9 protein-coding genes and 1 pseudogene are annotated in these 20,831 nt (G+C 54.6%); 2 read left to right on the top strand and 8 right to left on the bottom strand.

What is annotated here, in order from left to right:
• Positions 1-12 precede the first annotated feature (12 nt).
• The 8 genes and pseudogenes from OQ273_RS01425 to OQ273_RS01390 all read right to left on the bottom strand — a co-directional run bounded on the left by OQ273_RS01425 (position 13) and on the right by OQ273_RS01390 (position 18,895).
• A complete protein-coding gene (locus OQ273_RS01425; RefSeq protein WP_267988684.1) occupies positions 13-1,035 on the bottom strand; it encodes a zinc-dependent alcohol dehydrogenase in 1,023 nt (340 codons plus the stop codon).
• Between the two features lie 4 nt (positions 1,036-1,039).
• Positions 1,040-1,756 (bottom strand): SDR family NAD(P)-dependent oxidoreductase, encoded by a 717-nt coding sequence (locus OQ273_RS01420; RefSeq protein WP_267988683.1) that lies wholly within the window; start codon positions 1,754-1,756, stop codon positions 1,040-1,042.
• A gap of 761 nt (positions 1,757-2,517) precedes the next feature.
• The gene (locus OQ273_RS01415; protein WP_267988682.1) at positions 2,518-3,825 is read right to left on the bottom strand and encodes an HlyD family type I secretion periplasmic adaptor subunit; all 1,308 of its coding nucleotides are present in this window, start codon (positions 3,823-3,825) and stop codon (positions 2,518-2,520) included.
• A 7-nt stretch (positions 3,826-3,832) separates the two neighbouring features.
• The gene (locus OQ273_RS01410) at positions 3,833-5,542 is read right to left on the bottom strand and encodes a type I secretion system permease/ATPase (RefSeq protein ID WP_267988681.1); all 1,710 of its coding nucleotides are present in this window, start codon (positions 5,540-5,542) and stop codon (positions 3,833-3,835) included.
• Positions 5,543-5,548: 6 nt separating this feature from the next.
• Positions 5,549-13,342 carry a calcium-binding protein gene (locus tag OQ273_RS01405; protein WP_267988680.1) on the bottom strand — a complete coding sequence of 2,598 codons (7,794 nt, stop codon included), beginning with the start codon at positions 13,340-13,342 and terminating at the stop codon, positions 5,549-5,551.
• Positions 13,343-15,113: 1,771 nt separating this feature from the next.
• Positions 15,114-15,380 (bottom strand): annotated as a pseudogene (locus tag OQ273_RS01400) (beta-barrel domain-containing protein); the annotation flags it as partial.
• Positions 15,381-15,575: 195 nt separating this feature from the next.
• Positions 15,576-17,060 (bottom strand): NAD-dependent succinate-semialdehyde dehydrogenase, encoded by a 1,485-nt coding sequence (locus OQ273_RS01395; RefSeq protein WP_267988678.1) that lies wholly within the window; start codon positions 17,058-17,060, stop codon positions 15,576-15,578.
• 77 nt (positions 17,061-17,137) lie between these two features.
• Positions 17,138-18,895 (bottom strand): thiamine pyrophosphate-binding protein, encoded by a 1,758-nt coding sequence (locus OQ273_RS01390; RefSeq protein ID WP_267988677.1) that lies wholly within the window; start codon positions 18,893-18,895, stop codon positions 17,138-17,140.
• 214 nt (positions 18,896-19,109) lie between these two features.
• On the opposite strand from OQ273_RS01390, the gene OQ273_RS01385 reads away from it, so the two are divergent.
• Entirely contained in the window at positions 19,110-19,841 is a 732-nt protein-coding gene (locus tag OQ273_RS01385) for an SDR family NAD(P)-dependent oxidoreductase (RefSeq protein ID WP_267988676.1), read from the top strand.
• Positions 19,842-19,877: 36 nt separating this feature from the next.
• Positions 19,878-20,684, top strand: a complete 807-nt coding sequence (locus tag OQ273_RS01380; protein WP_267988675.1) for an SDR family NAD(P)-dependent oxidoreductase — start codon at positions 19,878-19,880, stop codon at positions 20,682-20,684.
• The last annotated feature ends 147 nt before the right edge of the window (positions 20,685-20,831 follow it).

Genomic DNA, 20,831 nt, shown 5'->3' with positions numbered 1-20,831 from the left:
CCGGAACGCCCACTAACCGTCGGGCGTAATGAGGACCTTGCCGACGGCCTCACCATTGGCCATGAAATCACAGGCTGCCTGCGTGTGGGAAACCGGGTAGCGCCCGGCGATAATCGCATCGAAATCAACCGTCCCGCCGGCGATAAGAGACACGGCTTCACCAAATTCTGAGGTAAACAGGATCGAGCCGACCGATGTCACCTCTTTGAGCGCGTTGAGGTGCAGATTGATGGGCGTCTCGGAAGCCTGGATCAACGACAGGACACTGATCACGCCCTGTTTGCGAACCGCGCCCAACGCCTGATTATAACCATGCGGCGAACCGCTGGCTTCAATGACGACATCGTAACCGCTATCGGGCGGCGTTTCCGTTCCAACTGGAAAACCGCCCTTCGCACCGACGGCCTGCGCTGCCGCGATGGCCTCGGGTTTCAAATCCGTCACCTCGACTTCCGCGCCTTTGGCCGCAGCGCCGATGGTCGCCAAGAGCCCCATGGGCCCGCACCCGGTGACCAGCACTTTCTGCCCGGCCGAGACACCTGCCCGGTTGACCGAGTGCATTGCGCAGGCGAGCGGTTCAGCGAAAGTAAGGTGATGGGGCGCTACGCTGTCCGGGACCTTGTGGCAACAACGCGCCGGAAAGTCGAAATATTCGCGGAAAAACCCGTCAATATGCGGTTTGGTCGTGGCCGAACCCGGGAAGCGCTTGGCTGGACACATATTGATATCGCCGGTCAGGCACTTTTCGCAGGTGCCGCATTCGATCACCGGATTGATCGCGACAAGATCGCCCTTCTCAAAACTGTGCCCGTTGGCGTCCTCGATATAGGCGCAGGCCTCGTGGCCGAGCGTCACCGGATTATCGAGGAAGAAACCGGCATTCGCAAAATGCCGGAAATAGTGCATATCGGTGCCGCAGATACTGGCCACGGCAAGTCGCAGCCTGACATGATCAGGCGCTATGTCGCCGGGCATTTCGGCCACTTCAATCCGGATATCGCGCGCCGCGTGCAAAACCGATCTTGAATAGGTCATGGCTCTAAAATCCGATCGAGTAGCCGCCGTCGACCGGCAACGCGACCCCGTTGACATATTTCGACTGGTCCGAGGCGAGATACCAGACCGCATCGGCCACGTCCTGCGGCGTTCCGAATTTTCCGCCGGGGATACGGCCTTCGATCTTGTCGCGTCGGGCCGGATCCTTTTCAAGCACTGCCCGCGTCATCTGCGTATCGATAAAACCAGGGCAAACCGCATTGCACCTTATGCCGAATTCGGCTGCATCAACCGCAACCGACCGCGTCAAGCCGATCACCGCGGTCTTGGACGTCACATAGGCCGCGGCCGAAGGCAAGGCCATCAGGCCTCCCATGGAAGAGATATTGACGATCGCTCCCCCGCTATCCCATTGCAATCTGACGAACTGGCCACAAGCCGCGAACAGCGCCTTGAGGTTGATATCAAGCCGGGCCTCCAGCTCTCGGGCCTCAATTTCCCAGACCGGCTTTTTGAGATGCATGCCCGCATTGTTCACCAGTATGTCGATGCGCCCTGCCCGCTCGTGAACTGCGTCGAGATAGCTGGTGTCGCTCCAATTGCTCAGGTCCTGCGCATGAAAATGTACATCGCCCGTCAGCGAACCGAGATCGCCTTCGCTGCGCGCCACGACATGAACCTGACAGCCTTCGGAAAGAAACGTCCGTGTCTGCGCCAGCCCCAGCCCCTTGTTGCCACCGGTTATCACCGCGATTTTCATTTTTCGTCTCCGGTCCTGGCTCGTCGCTACGAAGTTCAGTGCAAGATAATTGGTAAAGCGTTTTACCAAGACTTACAACCACATTGCTGGAAAACAGATCCGGATACCGTTTATCGCTTTTGCCGACTTGATGATCCGGCATGACGGCAGCTGGCGGACATGATGCCGAATGCCAGGCCCGAAATCGAAACAACGGGCATATCTGCATAGGGGTTGATCAGAATTGGTCACCCGAAAAACGGATGCCTCATCACAGGGCTAATTTCTGCTGAAAGTCCTGGTAGCGGGAGAGGGACTCGAACCCCCGACACGCGGATTATGATTCCTTCACCAATCAAACCAAATCAACGACCTAAGCGGCGGATGTCAAACACATGTCAAAGTCGAGGAGTTGGCGCAATTTGGCTGTAGTAGGCTCAAATAGGGTCATGAAGCATCAACGGTGCCTGAAAAGTTCAAATCACGGGCACGCAACCACCGAGACCGACATTCGATAGTCTCATCGATCTAATGGCTTCAGGGGCGGGATTTGATCCTTTTCCTGATCGGCTGCAGCATCGCCAATCGGAGAGTTTGTCATCGAGACGTCCTGATCATTCGGCGTTGGAATATCTTTGTTCAATGCATGGGCTGCCGGACTTCAAGAATCTAACCCTTCACAAGTCCACAAAAGCGTGTGGCAAGATATTGGCAGATAACGGCGGATCGACAAACCGCTAATGGACGCCCTCTGCCATAGCCATTGGAATTTTCTTCACCCTTCACTCCTCTCTTAGCGCTCTTGCGATCTGATCCTGGATAGGTTTGACGAGGTAGGAGAGGATGGTGCGGTCATCGGTGGTGATGAGGGCTTCGACCGGCATGCCGGGGAGCAGGATGTTGCCGCTGACTTTTTCCTCCTCACCGGGCTGGAGCTTGAGGCGGGCGGTGAAGAACGCGGCGCCGGTGACCTCGTCTCGGCTGGTCTCGGCGGAGACGGTCAATACCTCACCTTTGAGCTCCGGCGTGGTGCGCTGGTTGAGGCCCGGAAGGCGGATCGTCGCCTCCTGCCCGGTGAAGAGCTGATCGACATCGGTGGGGGCAACCTGCGTTTCGATGATGAGAGAATCCTCTTTCGGTACAATCAGCAGGATCGGCTCTGCCGGGCTGATGAAGCCGCCCTTGGTGTGGATGTTCAGCTGGTGGACATAACCTGAGCGAGGCGCGCGGATATCCATGCGGGAAAGCTGATCCTCTGCTGCCACCCTTTGTTCAGACAGGCGTGCCGTCTCGCTGCGGGTTTCCTGTAGCTGCCGCAACACATCGGCGCGGGCATCTTCCTTCAATTGCAGAATCTGCACCCGCCGCTCGCTGATGGCGAGTTCGGCCCGCGCCCGCTCCTCCATCAGAGCGCCGTGTTCACCGGAAAGCCGCGTCCTGTCACGCCGCACGGCCAGCACGCGGTTGGCGGAGACATAATGCTCCTTTAGAAGCCCCTCGAGACCTTCAAGTTCGGTCTTGATCAGGGCGATCTCTTCACCCTTGGCAGTGATCTGGATTTCAAGGCTATCGATCTGGGCACCGAGCTGGTTGATCTGCTCCTCGAGCTGCCGGATACGCCCTTCAAGGCCGGCAGTGCGCGCCCGGATCAGCCGGCGCTGACCGTCAAGGATGCGGGCGATTTCCGGATCGTGGGCTTTCCGTGCCAACGCATCCGGAAAGTCGATTTGTTCTTTATCATCCCGCTCGGCAAGAAGCCGCGCCTCCGTCGCCGTCAGCTCATCGATCTGCTTGCTGACGATCGCGAGGTTTGCCCGTGTGACAGCATCGTCAAGCCGCAGCAACAGATCGCCCGCTTCGACAAGGTCGCCATTGCGCACCAGAATTTCGTCAACAATGCCGCCCTCCTTGTGCTTGATGGTTTTGACATTGGTTTCAACGACGATGGCTCCGGGTGCAATCACGGCACCGGCGATCTGCATCCAGGCCGCCGAGCCGAAGAGGAAGACGAGCAGCACGCACAGAAAGAGCCCCGCGCCCCAAAGGTGATGTCTTATGCTGCCGGCAATGGTTTGATCCGTGTCGTTCATGATTGCCTCACACCGCCCGGACCGGTACCGCGGTCTTGGCCAGCACCTTTTCAAGAACCTCGTCCTTCGGCCCGAAGGCCTGCGCACGTCCTTCTTTCAGGAAGAGCACTTGATCAACGGCGGCAAGTGCACTTGGCCGGTGGGCTATCACGATGACGATGGACCCGGCAGCGCGAAGAGCGGCAATCGCCTTGGTCAATGCCGCATCGCCGTCAGCATCAAGGTTCGAATTAGGCTCGTCCAGAACGACAAGGAACGGGTTGCCATAGAGCGCTCTTGCCAATGCAATGCGCTGCATCTGACCGCCCGACAGCGTATTGCCCCCTGCACCAATCTCCGTATCGTAGCCATTTGGCAGGCCGGTGATGAGATCATGCGCATCGGCAAGTTGCGCCGCCTTGATGATATCCTCGGCCGCCGCCTCGCCATCGAAGCGAGCAATGTTCTGCGCCACCGTTCCGGCAAAGAGCTGGATGTCCTGTGGCAGGTAGCCGATGAAGGCACCTTGCCGCTCCGGCGCCCATTGATAGAGATCGGCGCCGTCGAACCGCAAAGAACCGCGCAGGACAGGGTAAACCCCAACCAGCGCACGCGCGAGGCTCGTCTTGCCGGCACCGGACGGGCCGATGACACCAAGCCCGTCTCCCGCCTTCAGTGCAAAGCCGACATTCTGCAGGACCGGATTGCCAACCGGGCCGGCAACGAGGTTCACAACAGAAAGGGCCTGTTCCGGCAGCGGCAGTTCCATGCGCTCCGGCTCCTGTGGCCGGTTCTCGATCACTTCCCTTAGCCGCCGGAAGCCCTGACGCGCGGCCACAAAACCACGCCACTGGCCAACGGCCTGCTCCACCGGGGCAAGCGCCCGGGAGGTCATGATCGAAGCGGCGATCATCACACCTGGTGTGATCTCCTGCAGGATCGCCAGCCAGGCACCAACACCGAGAATCCCGGATTGCAGCATGAAACGCAGGGTCTTGATCGCCGTGCCAAAGGCGTTGGAAACGTCTGAGGCTTTCCGCTGCTTGGAAAGGAACGTGCCGTTGAAGGCCTGCCAGCGTTCCGTCAGCGTGCCCATCATGCCCATGGCTGCAATCGCCTCGGCATTGCGCCGGCCCTGTTCGACCAGCTGCGCTCGCTCCACTGCATGCTGACCGGCTTCCGCCGCAGGCCTGCGCGAGAAGAACTCGTTTGCTGCTATGAGAACGCAGATGAGGATCGCACCGCCCGTCGCCACAAAGCCGAGGATCGGATGGAAGATGAAGATGATGGCGAGATAGACCGGCATCCATGGAATGTCGAAGATCGCCGCCGGGCCGGGGCCGACGAGGAACTGGCGCACCGATTCCAGATCGCGCACCGGATCGAGTTTTTCCGCCTTGCGGCCGATCAGGATCGGCAACGTGACGGAACAGGCGTAGCTTGTCGAAGAAAGCTGCGCGTCCAGCCGCTGGCCGATGCGCAACAGTACCCGCGAGCGGATGCCCTCAAGCAGCCCGTAGAAAACATAAAGCCCGCCGGCAAGACCTGCGAGCACCACCAGTGTCGGCACAGAGCCGCTCGCCAGCACCCGGTCATAGACCTGCAGCATGAAGAGCGGGCCGGTCAGCATAAGCAAGTTGATCGGCAGGCTGAGCATGCCGATGCCGGCAAAAGCGGAGCGCAGCGCCCGGAGGCACTGCGCAATAACGCTCCCGCTCGCACCCGCCCCGGAAACCATACCGGTTTACGCGAAGCGGAAGTCGTCGGAATGAAGCTCCGATACCAGCACGTTCTGCAGGACGATCGTGTTGTCGACATCCAGCGTGATCGTCGTATCCGTGCCGTTGTCGGCCGCTTTGACAAGCACGTTCGCATAGGACGCAAGACCGGCAATCCCGCGGAACTCGATCACATCGTCAGACGCCGCACCCGCCGTGAAATCGGTGATGACATCATTGCCGAAATCAGCGTCGAAGATGAAGTTGTCAGTGTCCGCGCCGCCGGTCAGCGTATCGTTGCCAAGGCCGCCATTCAAGGTATCGATACCGGCATAGGCAAGCAGTGTATCATTGCCTGCACCACCATGGATGTTATTGTTCGATGCGCCGCCCCAAATGGTGTCGTTGCCGGCCCCCATCTCGGCATGCTCGAATGCGCCTGTGTCGAGGTAATACTGGAAGTTCGCCGATCCATTGTAGACAACGGTGTCGATACCTGCATCTCCTGAAATCCACGCATCGAATTCATCCACAATAATGCGATCGTCACCGTCACCACCCATCAGCGAATCGGCACCCGCACCACCTTCGATGATGTCGTTGCCGCCAAAGCCCTGGATTGTATCGTCGCCGGCACCGCCATGGATATGGTTGTCCACCACTCCACCCCAGATCTGGTCGTTGCCCGACCCCATTTCGGCGTGTTCAAAACCACCCATATCAAGGTCGTACTGGAAGTTCGCCGAGCCATTGTAAACAACGGTGTCAACGCCGGCATCACCGGCAAACCAGACATCGAACTCATCAACGATGATGCGGTCATCACCATCACCACCCATTAGGGAATCCGCTCCGGCTCCGCCTTCAAGGATGTCATTGCCGCCATTGCCGTGCAAGGTGTCATCACCGGCCCCACCGTGGATGATATTGTCTGCGGCACCACCCCAGATCGTATCGTTTCCGGAGCCCATCTCGGCGTTCTCAAACTGGCCTTGCTCCAGTGCATACTGGATATTGGCCGATCCGTTGTATACCACGGTGTCGATGCCGGCATCACCGGAATACCAGACGTCATTCTCATCTATGATGATGCGATCGTCGCCATCCCCACCCACTAGCGAGTCAGCGCCCAATCCGCCATCTATGACGTCACCACCATTGGTACCCCTTAGGGAATCGTCGCCAGCAGTTCCGTTAATCTGCATTCCGGTTGCAGCCTGACTACTGACCAGGCTGGCCATATCCGACATGGAATAAACAGTGCCATCATCGAAGACGACTTGCTCGATGGCATCTTGGTTATCGCCGCTCAGGGTGTTGACGACCGTGATTCGATCACTGCTGCCGTTGAAGCCGATAATCAGTGTGTTGTTGGAGCTGGTCGAGAGGATAAGATCTGAGGGGTTGTGACCATGGATAACCAGCCGATCAGTATCTCTCCAGCCGTTGTCCTCGATCACATCCTGACCGTCGCCGGCATTGAACACATAGGTATCTGATCCGTCGTTGCCATGCAGTGTGTCATTACCCAGGCCGCCTTGCAGCGTATTGTTATTGGAAAAACCAATGATCGTATCATCGCCATCGCTCGACTGATCAGCGATCATGATTGCACGAACCTGATCCATATTAAGGATCGTGCCGTCATCAAACACGATCTGTTCGATCTCGTCTGCACCGTCATCGTCCAGTGTATTGACAATACTGATCTGGTCCGTGCTGCCGGCGAACGTAATCACCAGTGTGTCATTGCTCGTCCGGGCAAAACTGGTTTCGGCGGGTGTGTATCCATGAATGACCAGTCGGTCCGTATCGCGCCAGCCATTGTCTTCAATGAGGTCCTGGCCATCGCCTGCGTTGAAGACATAGGTGTCGGATCCATCCTTTCCGTGAAGCCGGTCATTGCCCAGCCCGCCTTCCAGGGTATTGTTATTTGTAAAACCGGTGATCGTGTCATCGCCATCGGTCGATTGATTGGCGGTCAAAATGACACGAACCTGGTCCATATTCATAATGGTGCCGTCGTCAAACACGATCTGCTCGATTTCGTCCGCGCCATTGTCGTCCAGAGTATTGACAATGGTTATCTGGTCGGTGGTTCCCACGAAGGTAATCATCAGGGTGTCGTTGCTTGCGGAGGCAAAAAGTGTTTCCGCAGGCGTATAGTCATGAATGATCAGCCGGTCGGTATCGCGCCAGCCATTGTCCTCAATCAGGTTCTGACCGTCACCGCGATAGAATATATAAGTATCAGAGCCGTCATTGCCGTGCAGCCTGTCATTGCCCAATCCGGCATCCAGGACATTGGCTCCATTATCACCGACAATGACATCGTCGCTTTCCGGGCGCGGCCCTGCGGCCACCGCGATCAACAAATCAGCAACTCCCCAAATCGTACCGTCTGAGAACTTGAAGACCGAAATGCCAGGCTTGCCCGTCGCGAACTGATCCCGGATCATGATCTGATTACCGGTTTCGTGAAACTTCAATGCCAGATCCGGACCTCGCTTCTCAAAAAGGATATCCAATGGAACAGCATCAGAAACATGAAGCTCGTTTATATCGGTCTGGTCATTGCTTTCTATGATTTCGTCTGAACCGTCGACCTTTGCGTAAATGTATATGTCATTGCCTGTCCCGCCTATAAGAAGATCATTGTCCAGGCCACCTGTCAGTACATCGTCGCCATCTCCTCCATCGAGGGTATCGTTGCCGATATATCCGATGAGCGTGTCATTGCCCTGGCCGCCTTCCAGAACATCATTGCCTGAACGGCCATCGATGAAATCGTCTCCAGCCAAGCCGGAGATCTTGTTATTGCCCAGGTCCCCCGACAAGGAGTCAGAATGTTCGGACCCATCAATATTCTCGATATTTTGCAAGGTGGCAATTTGCCGGAGCGTGACGCTGCCATGAACTGAAACACCATCTGACGTCAGCGCCTCCCCATCATTTTGAACGAGGTCAACAGACACCGCCGCGTTGAAGGAAGAAAAATCAACGGTATCGATGTCCGCTCCGCCATCCAGCGTGTCCAATGTACCAACGCTAGCAAGGCTGAGGAGCAAGCGGTCATCCCCTTCATTGCCAAAGATGATATCGCTTCCGTCCCGGCCATCGATCACATCGTCCCCGGCAAGACCGCTGAGGTTCTGATCGAAACGCGACCCGATAATAGTGTCGTTACCGGATGTTCCCTCAAAGAAAACAGACCCCTGACCCGACCAATAAAGGATGGCTTGCCGGTTCCAGACCGTGCCGTCGGCGAACTCGATCTGATCCAGCCCCTTGCCGGCCGAAAAACCGGTTTCAAAGGAGTCAAGAGCGGTAATTGTCTCACCGGTCGCAATGACTTTGACAATAAGGTCGTCGCCGTCAGTCGACTTTGACAGCATGACGCCGTCCGAGTTGATATCGACGAATTTCAGTGTGTCCACTTCACTTGCTGTGCTGGTACCGTCTTCGATGATATCATTGCCGTCGCCGCTGCGATAAAGATAGGTATCATTTCCTGTTTCGAGCCAGACATTCCTGACCGACTTTAGGTAGTCATCCCCCAACCCGCCAAAAAAAACATTGTCGTCAGTCGCGTTATCAGAAATGAAATCGTTGGTTTCTGTGCCGCGCTTCCACGCCTTCGGAATGATCGTCGACCGATCCCAGATCGTCCCATCTGCAAATTCGATCAGTTCAATCCCAAGTCCCGGCGAAGTTTCGTTCACTGTGAAGAAATCCAGCGCCGTGATTACCTCACCGGTGGCCAGCACCTTGATGAGCAGATCATGGTTGTCGGTCGATTTTGAAAACTCCACACCATCGGCATTTATATCGACGAATTTGATCCTGTCAGTCTCACCGTACTCTGTTGAACCGTCTTCGATGACATCATTGCCGTCGCCGCTTCGGTAGAGATAGGTATCGTTGCCCGTGGTAAGCCAATTGTTCCTCACGGACTTCAGATAGTCATCGCCCAGCCCGCCATAGAATATGTTGTCGCCAGTCGAAGGATCCGAAATATAGTCGTTTAGATCTGTGCCCCGGTTCCAGGCCTTGGACGATATTGTCGCGCGGTCCCAGCTTGATCCATCGGCAAATTCAATCAATTCAATCCCGGGACTGGTGTAATCGAGGTCCAGAAAGTGATCTATGTCGGTGATAATTTCGCCGGTTGCAATCACCTTGATAAGTAGGTCATCATTGTTGCTGGCCTTGGACAGCTCGATACCATCAGCATTGATATCAACCAGCTTCAAGACATCTGTTTCACCGCTGATTGATGCCGTCTCCTCGAGAATATCGTTGCCATCGCCGCTGCGGTACACGTAAATGTCGCTTCCGCTGCCCTGCGCTCCGAAACCATCCGATTTGATATGGTCGTCCCCGCGGCCGCCATGGAAAATATCGCTTTCAACACCAAAGGCTTCCAGGTAATCCGAGCCGTCGCCGCCATAAAGCACATCGGCACCATAGCCGCCCTTCAGGACATCGTTTCCGGCGCCACCGAACAACATGTCATTGCCATCCCCGCCGTGGAGAATATCGTGGCCGACATGCGATGTGTCCCCGGCAACAGCTCCGTCGCCGAACAGAACATCATTGTCGGCCCCGCCAAACAGGGTGTCATTACCCTCGCCGCCGACAAGGGTATCGTTTCCTTCTTTGCCATAAATGACGTTGTGACCGCTGTTGTCGAAATTGAATTCGATTTCCGTTGGGCCGTATTCAATCGTACCACTGCCGCCGCTACCTGTTTCCGCAGACCCCGGATCATAAGGATCAATGGGTCCCGGGTCTGCGCCCGTCCATCCCCAAACCATCAGATCGTGCTTTTCGCTGCCGATCGCTATTGTGTTCAGCGGACCATCCGGATTTGTCGGCATGGTGATGCTTAGGCCTGGATCGTCTACTACGGCGTCCTGGCCAACCTGAATACCGGCCGCCGCCATCGAAATTGTGCTGACACCGCTGCTGGGGGAACCGCCTCCACCGGTGCCGGCCGCGCCGACAGTCTCATCTGCAAGAACGATATCGCCATAACGGCCGAACTCGTCTTCGAAATACCGAATCCCGACGCTAGTACTACCGCTATCATAGGTCGTCTTGATATCGATCTTCTTTCCGACGGACCCATATTTCGTCTTGTCCGCGAGTGTGGCGCGGTCCCAGCTTATCCCGTTTTTGAACTCCAGATATTCAATACCCTTGCCGCTGGCGAACGGATCGGCCGTCATGGACGCCATGCCGGCGAACTGGTCCCTGACCGAAATCACCTCTCCGGTTGAAAGAACAGTAACACGCAAAGTATTGCCCGCACGCGAGATCGCGACTTCGCTGACAGCAACATCCCGAAGCACCAGCTTGTCGACCGGGACTGTCGAGGCTTCATCATCGCTGATGGAATCCGATCCGTCGCCCTTGGACCAGAGATAAGTATCGCTTCCGCCTTCGCCGGAAAAACCGTCATTGCCGCCACCGCCGTCAAAGGTGTCGTTGAGACCGGACCCGCCCAGCCCGTTGACCTTGTCGTTGCCCATGATCACCGTTTCCTGGGCAATCGCCTCCCGGTTCCAGGTCACCCCGTTTGCGAATTCGATACGATCTATACCCCAGCCGTGATTATTCCAGCCGCTCACGCTGTCCGGGTTGCCCGATTCCAGGAAGAATTTGGTGTCGGTTATGGTCTCGCCGCTGGCGACAACGGTTATGATGAGCGAATCTCCGGCTCGCGACAGTTGAATGTCTTCCGGCAAAAGCCCGGCCAGCTTGAGCGTGTCGTTTTCGGCCTGAAGCCCGCTTGAATCGACAATCGTGTCGTGGCCGTCCCCTTCTGCGTAAAGGATCGTATCATTTCCGGTCGAAATCTGCAGTTGCTGGTGACCGGTGCCGCCGCGCAGCACATCGTCATTCGCTGAATCGACAACCGTGTTGTTGCGCCCGTCGCTGACCGTGACGGTCTTTGCGCGTATGTCCTCCCGGTCCATCTCCGAACCGTCGGAAAAACGGATCAGGTCGATACCCCGGTTTTCAGACCCCCAGTTTCTGAAGAAATCCTCGACAACAATCCTGTCGCCGGCATTGCCGGTCAGTATATGCAGTGTGTCGCCAACCCGCTCGAAGGTCAGCGCATCGGGAAGCAGATCGACGAGTTCCAGCATATCGGTTTCGGCCTGGGAGGTTGAGAGCTCCCGGATGTAGTCGGTTCCGTCACCGCTACGGTAAATGAAGCTGTCATTGCCCTCATGGGAGACAAGCACATCGTCCCCGAGCCCACCTGAAAAAACATTGTCTCCTGCAAAAGCGACGATGGCGTCCGCATCATCCGAGCCGAAGACCGCTTTGCCGTCGACAATCGACTGCGCTACTGCGCGCGCTCCAGCATCGGTGATCGCGGCGATGCCTGTTGCCATCGCAGCTGAATAAGCAGCTCGATCACCGCCAAAGGAGATGTGCACCATACCTTCGAGCGCTGCAAAGGCCTTTTCTACAAAGGCGACAGCGTCTCCGTGTCCGGCAGGCACATTGCCTGCTATCAACTGGGCGGCGCCACCGACATTACCGAGCGTGGCTGATGGGTCTGCATCCACCGGCAGTTCTGCAGAAAAGTTGAGCACACCATGCGCAAAGTATGGCCCGGTAAGGAAATCAGCGATATCAACGCCACGCAGGATGGCACTCGGCATAGTCTGCGCTGTGAACAGTGTCAGCATGATATCCACGAGGGATTGGAAATTTGACTCGATATAGCCGCCGAACCGCTGAACACCGGGCGAGTTTGTCAAAGTGTTGTCACGAGGATCGACCTCACGATAGGTATTGCCAAAATACTTTTCGACAAAGGCGAGGTGCCGCGCATCGACATAGATACCGCGAGAGCCCTCGATCTCGCCGTCTACACCGGCCCAGCGCAGCAACAATTCCGTGAACTGCGAGCGAAGTTCCGTGTGTGTGAGACTTGGTGCGGCATTCGTGAGCGCCGCCCAGTCAGCAGCGAAGGCCGCATCGTTGGTCGCTACATAGGCTGTGGAGTGAATCTGACCGGAACCCGGTAGCGATGGCAGCTTGGCAACCTCGGGATCGACCGTAAAGATAGGCGTGTTGTCGAGGACCGTATCCTGACGGTCAGTCTGGAAAAAGATCGACTGGATTGTGCCGGTCGACCCGTTGACGAAGTTGAAGACCGCCTGCCGCGCCACCGTGTTGCCGTTGTTGGTTCCATTCACTTCACTGCTGATCAGCGAGATGCTCTCAATGCCCGCTTCGGCAAGTGTCATCAGTTCGCCGGCATCGGACACACCGTTCTGATTGAGGTCACGCCAGATGCGCAGCTTGGAAAAGGCTTCGTCCGAGGCATCGATCATGCCGTCGCCATTGCTGTCGAACATTTCCAGCACTGCAAAACCGTCCGTCTGCGCCGAGCCGAAGAGTTCGCCTATGCCGTCGACAATGCCATTGTCGTTGAGATCAATTGCCAGCAACCCGTCATCGGCCGCTACCCAGCCTGTTCGCTCCGCACGTCCGTCTGCGTCAAAATCAAAATAGACGTTAGAACCGTTAAGAGATGAAAGCTCGACGCCATCCCCATCCAGATCGAGAACGAGAGGATCGTAGAACAGGGCACTCAGGAAGCTAAAATCTATCTGATCTAGAAGCCACGCCCAGCTATCCTGAAAAGCCAGCTCGATTCCATGCACGAATCTCTGCATTTCGTCCGGCGAAAATTCCCAATAGTCGTATATTATTGTAGCAATCGCATAGCCGACAGCGGCCCAGGTAATCACGGATGCGGCCGGAGCGAAAACCACGGCCGTGGCTGCAGCCACAAGGGCACCTGCCAAACCTGTGGCAATTTTTGTCAGATGGGCATCAACTAGTCCTTTATCGCCAGCATGGTATGCTTGAACTGCAGCAATTGCGTCTAGACTGACTGCTCCCACTAACCCCGCCGTCGCCATCAAGTTCTGGAAGCGAGAGAGCGCCGCAAGCGATTGCGGTGTGTTAATGCTATGTGATCCGATATCCACAACTGCAGCTAAAATATCGGCCGTCCAAATTGCGAAATTTGTTAAGGAGTATGGCGGATTATCTATCGGAAATTCATTCTCAAAGTAATTGTCCATCCATTGAGAAACAGAATCTAGATCATTTTGATTGAATGACATTCCGGATATCCTTGATATTTATTTTTACTTGTTATTCTTCGCCCTTAAATCGGGCATAACTAATATTACTGGCATCAAAAGAGACATTGCGACCAATAATTGCACCGCAATACTCCTATACGACATAATCATATAAAAATATACAACAGAAGAAATCACTATTACAGAAACATTAGAAGCTATTCCGCTTCTATTTTTTGAATTGCACCTTAGATACATTTTATATGAATAAGAAAATGAAATTGATATAAATATAGTAATAATTGATATATATTTATTGCTGATAATTGTATTCAATGATACTATAGAAATAGCCAGGTAGAAAAACGGTTCTCGAATAAGTACTGCAACAACTATCTTAATGTCTGAAAAAGAGATCACATCTCAGCTCTTTCAAAGTTAATTGGCGGGACGAACGAGTTTCAAACGCAAGTAATCGGCAATCCCATCTGATTCGTTCGCCGCCAACCTTAGGGATAAAATTCAAGGTTGCAATAAGGGAATCGACTTCAGCGCGGTTACACCGTGTTTCAACACGTAAAATGTCACAGGCGGCGCTTGAAAACCAAGCTGATCTTCATGATTCCGTCATATAGGAAGAATGAAATTCTATTGACCCCGGATGAATTTGAGTAACCGGGCAGGTTTTAAATCTTTGTTTTTAAGAGATTTAACTCAAACTTGATTTATGGCGGCCCGCACCATGCGAACGCCCACGAAACAACAGAACACCACGTCTGCCCACCCAAATGCTCTAATTATTGAAAGAAAGTGACTTAATCGCTGGACTCGCTATCTACAATCGCATAGGTAGAAACGCAGTATGTATAGCCGTGAAGACGTATCCTGCATCAAGCAGACAATTTTACTCGTTTCTCGGGTGCTCAATGGTAGAAATTACACATCTCGCATAGTCATACCGTGCACCTCTCTCAAGTGCTTCCGGGTTGTCCGCACTTAATGCGTAGACATCCTAAACCACTCCGGCTTCAATGATCTCAAGAATTGTTGGTTGCAGAACAATCTGAATCCACTTGCCAAATCACGGATATCTGGTCAAACAACAAATGGCAGACCACCAACCGTTTTGGTTGATATTTGATCCAACTGGATATTCCTAGACCAAACTGGGTTGCGGGGGCTGGCAACCACCGAGACCGACACTCGATAGTCTTATCAATCTAATGGCTTCAGGGGCGGGTTTGATCCCTTTCCGGATCGGCCGTCGTATCGCCGCTCGGGAAGTTTGTCATCGAGACGTCCTGGTCATCCGGCGTTGGAACATCAACGTCAAATACCTGTCTGTCAGACTTCAAAAAGCCAACCCTTCGCAGTCCCACAAAAGCGTTTGGCAACCTGTTGGCAGAGCGGCGGATCGACAAACCGCTTACGGACGCCCTCTGCCAACAGCCATTGCATTTCTCTTCACCCCTCACTCTTCCCTTAGCGCTCGTGCGATTTGATCCTGAATAGGTTTGACGAGGTAGGAAAGGATGGTGCGGTCGTCGGTTGTGATGGGGGCCTCAACGGGCGTGCCCGGCAGCAGGATATTGCCGCTGGCCTTTTCCTCCTCACCCGGCTGGAGTTTGAGGCGGGCGGTGAAGAAAGCGGCAACTGTGAGTTCATAGCGGCTGGTTTCGGCGGAGACCATCAAAACCTTACCCTTCAACTCAGGCGTTGTGCGCTGATTGAGGCCCGGAAGACGGGTCGTCGTCTCCTACCCGGCGAAGAATTGATCGACGTCAGCGCAGAAAGACATGTGAACGTTGACTCGTCGTTTCCGGACCAATGGTCTCCGCCAAAAAAGCCGGTGAGCAGGAAGAGGTTTTACCCACCGGCCGAGTGGCCATGCTGCTTGGGAAGATGAGCACGCGGTTCAGGGATAGCTCGTTGCTTAAAGGCCTCCAAGACAGAGATATTTCAGTTCGAGATAGTCATCGGCACCATATTTCGAACCCTCACGTCCCTGGCCCGATTGCTTGACGCCTCCGAAGGGCGCGACCTCGGTAGAGATCAATCCTGTGTTCACACCAACCATGCCGTATTCAAGCGCTTCTGCCACACGCCAGACCTTCGAAAGATCATTGGCATAGAAGTAAGATGCGAGGCCAAAGATCGTATCATTGGCCTGTTCGACCACATCTTCGACGGTTTCAAAGCGAAAGAGCGGAGCAACTGGTCCAAAAGTCTCATCAGATGCAATTAACATCTCTCGGGTGACATCCCTCAACACGGTTGGCTCGAAGAAGGTTCCACCGAGCGCGTGTCGTTTGCCACCCGTCACAATCGATGCGCCTTTGGAGATCGCATCTTTGATGTGGTCCTCGACTTTGTCGACAGCCTTCTCACTGATCAGCGGGCCGGCAGTGACGCCATCCTCAAATCCGTCGCCGACCTTCATCTCCTCGACGGCAGCAACAAGCTTCTCGGCAAAGGCGTCATAGACTCCGGCCTGAACATATATGCGGTTTGCGCATACGCAGGTCTGCCCGTTGTTGCGGTATTTCGATATCATCGCGCCTTCTACGGCCGCATCAAGATCAGCATCGTCAAAGACAATGAAGGGGGCGTTGCCGCCCAGTTCCATGGAGGTCTTCATCACCTGATCGGCGGACTGCTTCATCAGGATGCGACCGACTTCGGTTGAACCGGTGAAAGTGAGTTTGCGGACCTTTTCATTGGAGCAAAACTCCTGTCCGATCTCCGCACTCCGTGTCGATGTGATGACCGAGAAGAGCCCTGCCGGCAGCCCGGCATCTTCAGCGAGTTTGGCCATGGCCAGTGCCGAAAGGGGTGTCTCAGTTGCGGGTCGAGCAACAAAGGCACAGCCGACCGCAAGGGCAGGAGCCACTTTACGCGCGATCATTGCATTGGGGAAGTTCCATGGCGTGATGGATGCGACAACACCTACGGGCTGCTTCAGGACCATGATGCGTTTGTCGGGCTGATGGCCGGGAATGATGTCGCCGTAGATGCGCTTTGCCTCCTCGGCAAACCATTCGATGAAGCTCGCACCGTAGAGGATCTCTCCCTTGGCTTCGACAAGGGGTTTGCCCATCTCAGCGCAGAGGATAGCGCCGAGATCATCGACATTGGCGACCATGAGATCGTGCCACCGCCGCAGCACCACTGAGCGTTCTTTACCCGTCTTCGCCGCCCAGGACTTTTGAGCAATATGGGCGGCATCAATTGCAGCCCGCGTCTCCGAAACACCTAGATCAGGCAACGTCGCAAGAACAGCACCAGTCGACGGGTTCGTGACCTTGAAGGATACCTGGACTTCATCTGCTTGGACCCAGCGGTTACCAATGAGCGCGCTGTTGCAGAGAAGTTCACTGTTCTTGAGAGTTCCGGGCAATTTATTTGAGTTTTCGGTCATGGAGAAAGGATGCGGTTAAGTTGAAAGCTAAGGGTGACGCGACGCAAGTTGCTGCCGCTTCACCATTGAGATGGATGCTAGACGGGTCGATCGCCCTTCTTGACTTTGATTGTTCTGCTATCAACACCTGGCAGCATCTTCGCTGGATCGCGAGTGACCACGACGTCGATGACTGATGGCTTCGACCGTTCGGCATTCGCCTCGCGAATGGCGGGTGCAAGCTTCTCCGGATCATCAACACGAATGCCATGCGCGCCGAAGGATTTAGCGATTTCGGCATAGTTCATTTCAACAAGATCTGAGGACTGATAGGACCCATACATCGCGTGCTGTAGCGACTTGATATAACCCGATGCCGCGTTGTTCACGATCATCAGCGTGAACGGTGTTTTAGCTCGAATGGCGGTTTCAAGCTCGCCAAGAACCATGTTGAAGCCACCATCTCCTGTAATGGCCACAACGGGCTGATCTGGAACAGCAAGCTGGGCCCCCATTGCGCCGGGCAGACCATAACCGATCGAGGCAAAGCCACGATCGGCTACAAACCGACGTCCGGCCTTTTTGGTGTCATACAAAAGGCCACCCCAATGCGCAGCGAAGCCACCGTCTGCGATCAGAACGGACTCCGCTGGCATTTCATTGTTCAGCTCAGTCAGCATGCGCCCCATTCCAATCGGGCTACCTGTACCATGCAGTTTGTCTTTGGCGGCGTTGCGCCATTTTTCCATGCGCGGCGCGATTTCAAGTATGTACTCGGCCCGATCACGCTGCGCGGCCGCGCCATAATGACTGAGTGCGGCGGTGAGATCTTCCAGCCCGCATTTCGCATCACCGATCAAAGGAAAATCAGACTTCGTGGTTCGCCCTATTTCTTCGGGCAACACTTCAAGGTGCACGACAGGAATAGAGGGGTCATTGAACAGTTGGAAACGTTTGGTCGCAATTTCTCCCATCTTGCAGCCGACGACAATAAAGCAATCAGCCTTCTCAACGAGAGCATTGGCGATGCGCGAGTAGCGACCAAATAGGCCGACAGACAATTGATGGGTACAAGCAATCGCACCCTTACCTGACAAAGTGTGCGCCACTGGGATAGCTTGTGCTTCAGCAAAAGCCTGCAGGGCGTCATATGCCTGTGCAATGTGCACACCGCCACCGGCCAAGATCAAAGGACGCTTTGATTTTGCGATTGCTACCGCAGCTTTCGCCACATCCGCCGCATCTGGGCGGGAACGGTATGCGGGAAAGCGGGTTGTGGTTAGGTCGATCCAAAAATCGGAAAGAGGATACTCGTAAGTATCATGTGCGATATCTTCGGGCACATCCACGACAACAGGACCCGGTCGACCAGAGGTGGCCACCGCAAATGCTCGGCGCACAAGCTCAGGAACACGTGAAGCCCTCTCGATGCGGATCACTTCTTTTGCAGCAGGACGCAGAATGTCCACCTGACGGGATTCCTGAGTCATATTTTTCCAGGAGTGATCCCGATGGGTATCCCCGATGAAAACGACTTGAGGGATGCCCGCATTCAAACTTTCTACCAATGACGTAACAAAATTGGTTGCTCCTGGGCCCAGAGTTGCGTCGCAAATTCCCGGCCGACCAGACACGCGCGCATAGGAATCTGCAGCAAAGGATCCGCAGCGCTCATCATTGATCAGATGGTGGTTCAATCCCTTAACGCGCACTGCTTCGTAGAAAGGAAGCAGTTGAAACCCACCCATCCCAAACATTGGGCCAACCTTGGCGCATTCCAGAATTTCTACTATCGCCTCAGCGCCTGTCATGGTGACAGTGTCAGCGCTGTCTATGGGGTTATTTTGCAAGGCCATATTCCTCCCTTTTGATACCGTGCAGAGAAACTCTGCCTCAAAATTCGACGCATACTGAACCACTTCGGATACCTTTTCAACGGGAAAAAGTTCTGTTAAACGGAATATTTCCTATTTTCACTCGATTTACTCAATGAAGTTCGAGCGGAATCTAGACCATCCGACGCCAGGAACGCCTGGCATAGGACCGACCTTAGAAGGAGGGGGAGAATCTTTGGCTAGTCAAAAACCGAACGCTGTGATTGTAACTGGCGGATCACGCGGGATTGGCGCTGCAGTCATTGCGGCGCTGGCAGACTCCAGCACAAGCGTCATCAATTTTGATATTGCAAAACCCAGCGATGACCAGGATTGCGTTTTTCGTCGTGTCGACCTCACGAACGCGCATCAGATTGAGAATACCGTTGGAGAATTAAAGGAAGAATTCAGCATTGTTGGGTTGGTCAATAATGCTGGATTTTCGATATCCCATTCGCTTTCAGAGACCACCGATGCTGATTTTGAGAAACTGGTCCCTCTGAACATGGTTGGTCCGGCTTATTGCGCAAAGGCAGTGGCAGAGACAATGAAGGAAGCTGGCTGGGGGCGCATTGTAAATGTTTCGAGCCGGGCGGCGCTCGGGAAGTCCAATCGGACAGCTTACGCCGCAACGAAGGGCGCGATGATTTCGATGACCCGGGTTTGGGCTTTGGAACTCGCACAGCACAACATAACCGTAAATGCCGTCGGCCCTGGCCCGATTTCAACTGAACTCTTTGAAAAAGTTAACCCCAAGGGAAGCCCACAAGAGCGGGCACTCGTGTCGTCAATTCCAGTGGGACGGTTAGGCACGACGGCTGATGTTGCTCGGGCGGTTCAGTTCTTCCTTGAAGAAACCTCAGGCTTCATCACCGGACAAACACTCTATGTCTGCGGCGGTTTGACTGCCGGAATTGCAGATATTTGAGCACTGCATAACGCGAGACGACAGACAGGGGAGAGAATGCAAGATACAAATTACAAGCCTGGCGCAATGCTAACGGGTAAACGCGCACTTATTGTTGGGGCTGGATCAGTCGGAAGCGGGTGGGGAAATGGACGTGCGATAGTCTCAGTACTGCGCGCTGAAGGTGCAGCTGTTTGCGGGATAGATCAGAACCTTTCCGCCTTGCAGGAAACGGAACGATATGTGGGGGCGTTCGAAAAGATCGTTTGCGATGTCATCGACCAACACGAGCTAGAAAACTCCGTTTTGGCCGCGCAGCGGCATCTCGGGCAGATAGACATTCTGGTGAACTGTGTAGGCGGCTCGGTTCCGGGCGATATTTTAACACTCGCTCCCGAAGCTTGGCTACGGCAGTTCGAGCTTAATGTTGGTTACGTCTTCAGAATCTTGAAGCTTGTATTGCCTGTTATGATAAAGCGGAAGAGCGGCTCGGTAATCAACGTTGGTTCAATCGCTGGCATCCGATGCCTAGAGAGCAATGCCGTGGCATATTCGGCTGCAAAGGCCGCACTCATCCAATTGGGCCGATCGTCCGCAATAAGTGTCGCGCGCCAAGGTGTTCGCATCAATACTGTCATTCCCGGTCTTATGAATACTCCATTGGTCACAGAGAGATTGATGAAAAACAAAGACCCCTCAGAGGCAGTAAAATTCATCGCCGAGCGCGATAGTAAAGTCCCTATCGGAAAAATGGGAGATGCATGGGATGTGGCGCACGCAGTCTCCTTCCTCTCCTCGGATCGAGCGAAATCAATAACGGGCACAGAACTCGTGATAGATGGCGGTCTGACATTGCGTTGTTAACCGCGCAGGCACCGGTGCAAGTTTGTTCCAACTACATAAATTTGTCTCACGATCACTCCGTTGAGCATTGTTCAAGGACGTTCTGCTTGTCCGAAACATCGAAAATCTTTGGACCCAATGTCGCGGAACTTGACACCTGATATAAAT

Source organism: Hoeflea prorocentri (genome assembly GCF_027944115.1).
Taxonomy (GTDB): domain Bacteria; phylum Pseudomonadota; class Alphaproteobacteria; order Rhizobiales; family Rhizobiaceae; genus Hoeflea_A; species Hoeflea_A prorocentri.
The sequence above is the reverse complement of the archived record's forward strand: the minus strand, read 5'-3'. Positions and strand labels throughout refer to the sequence as shown.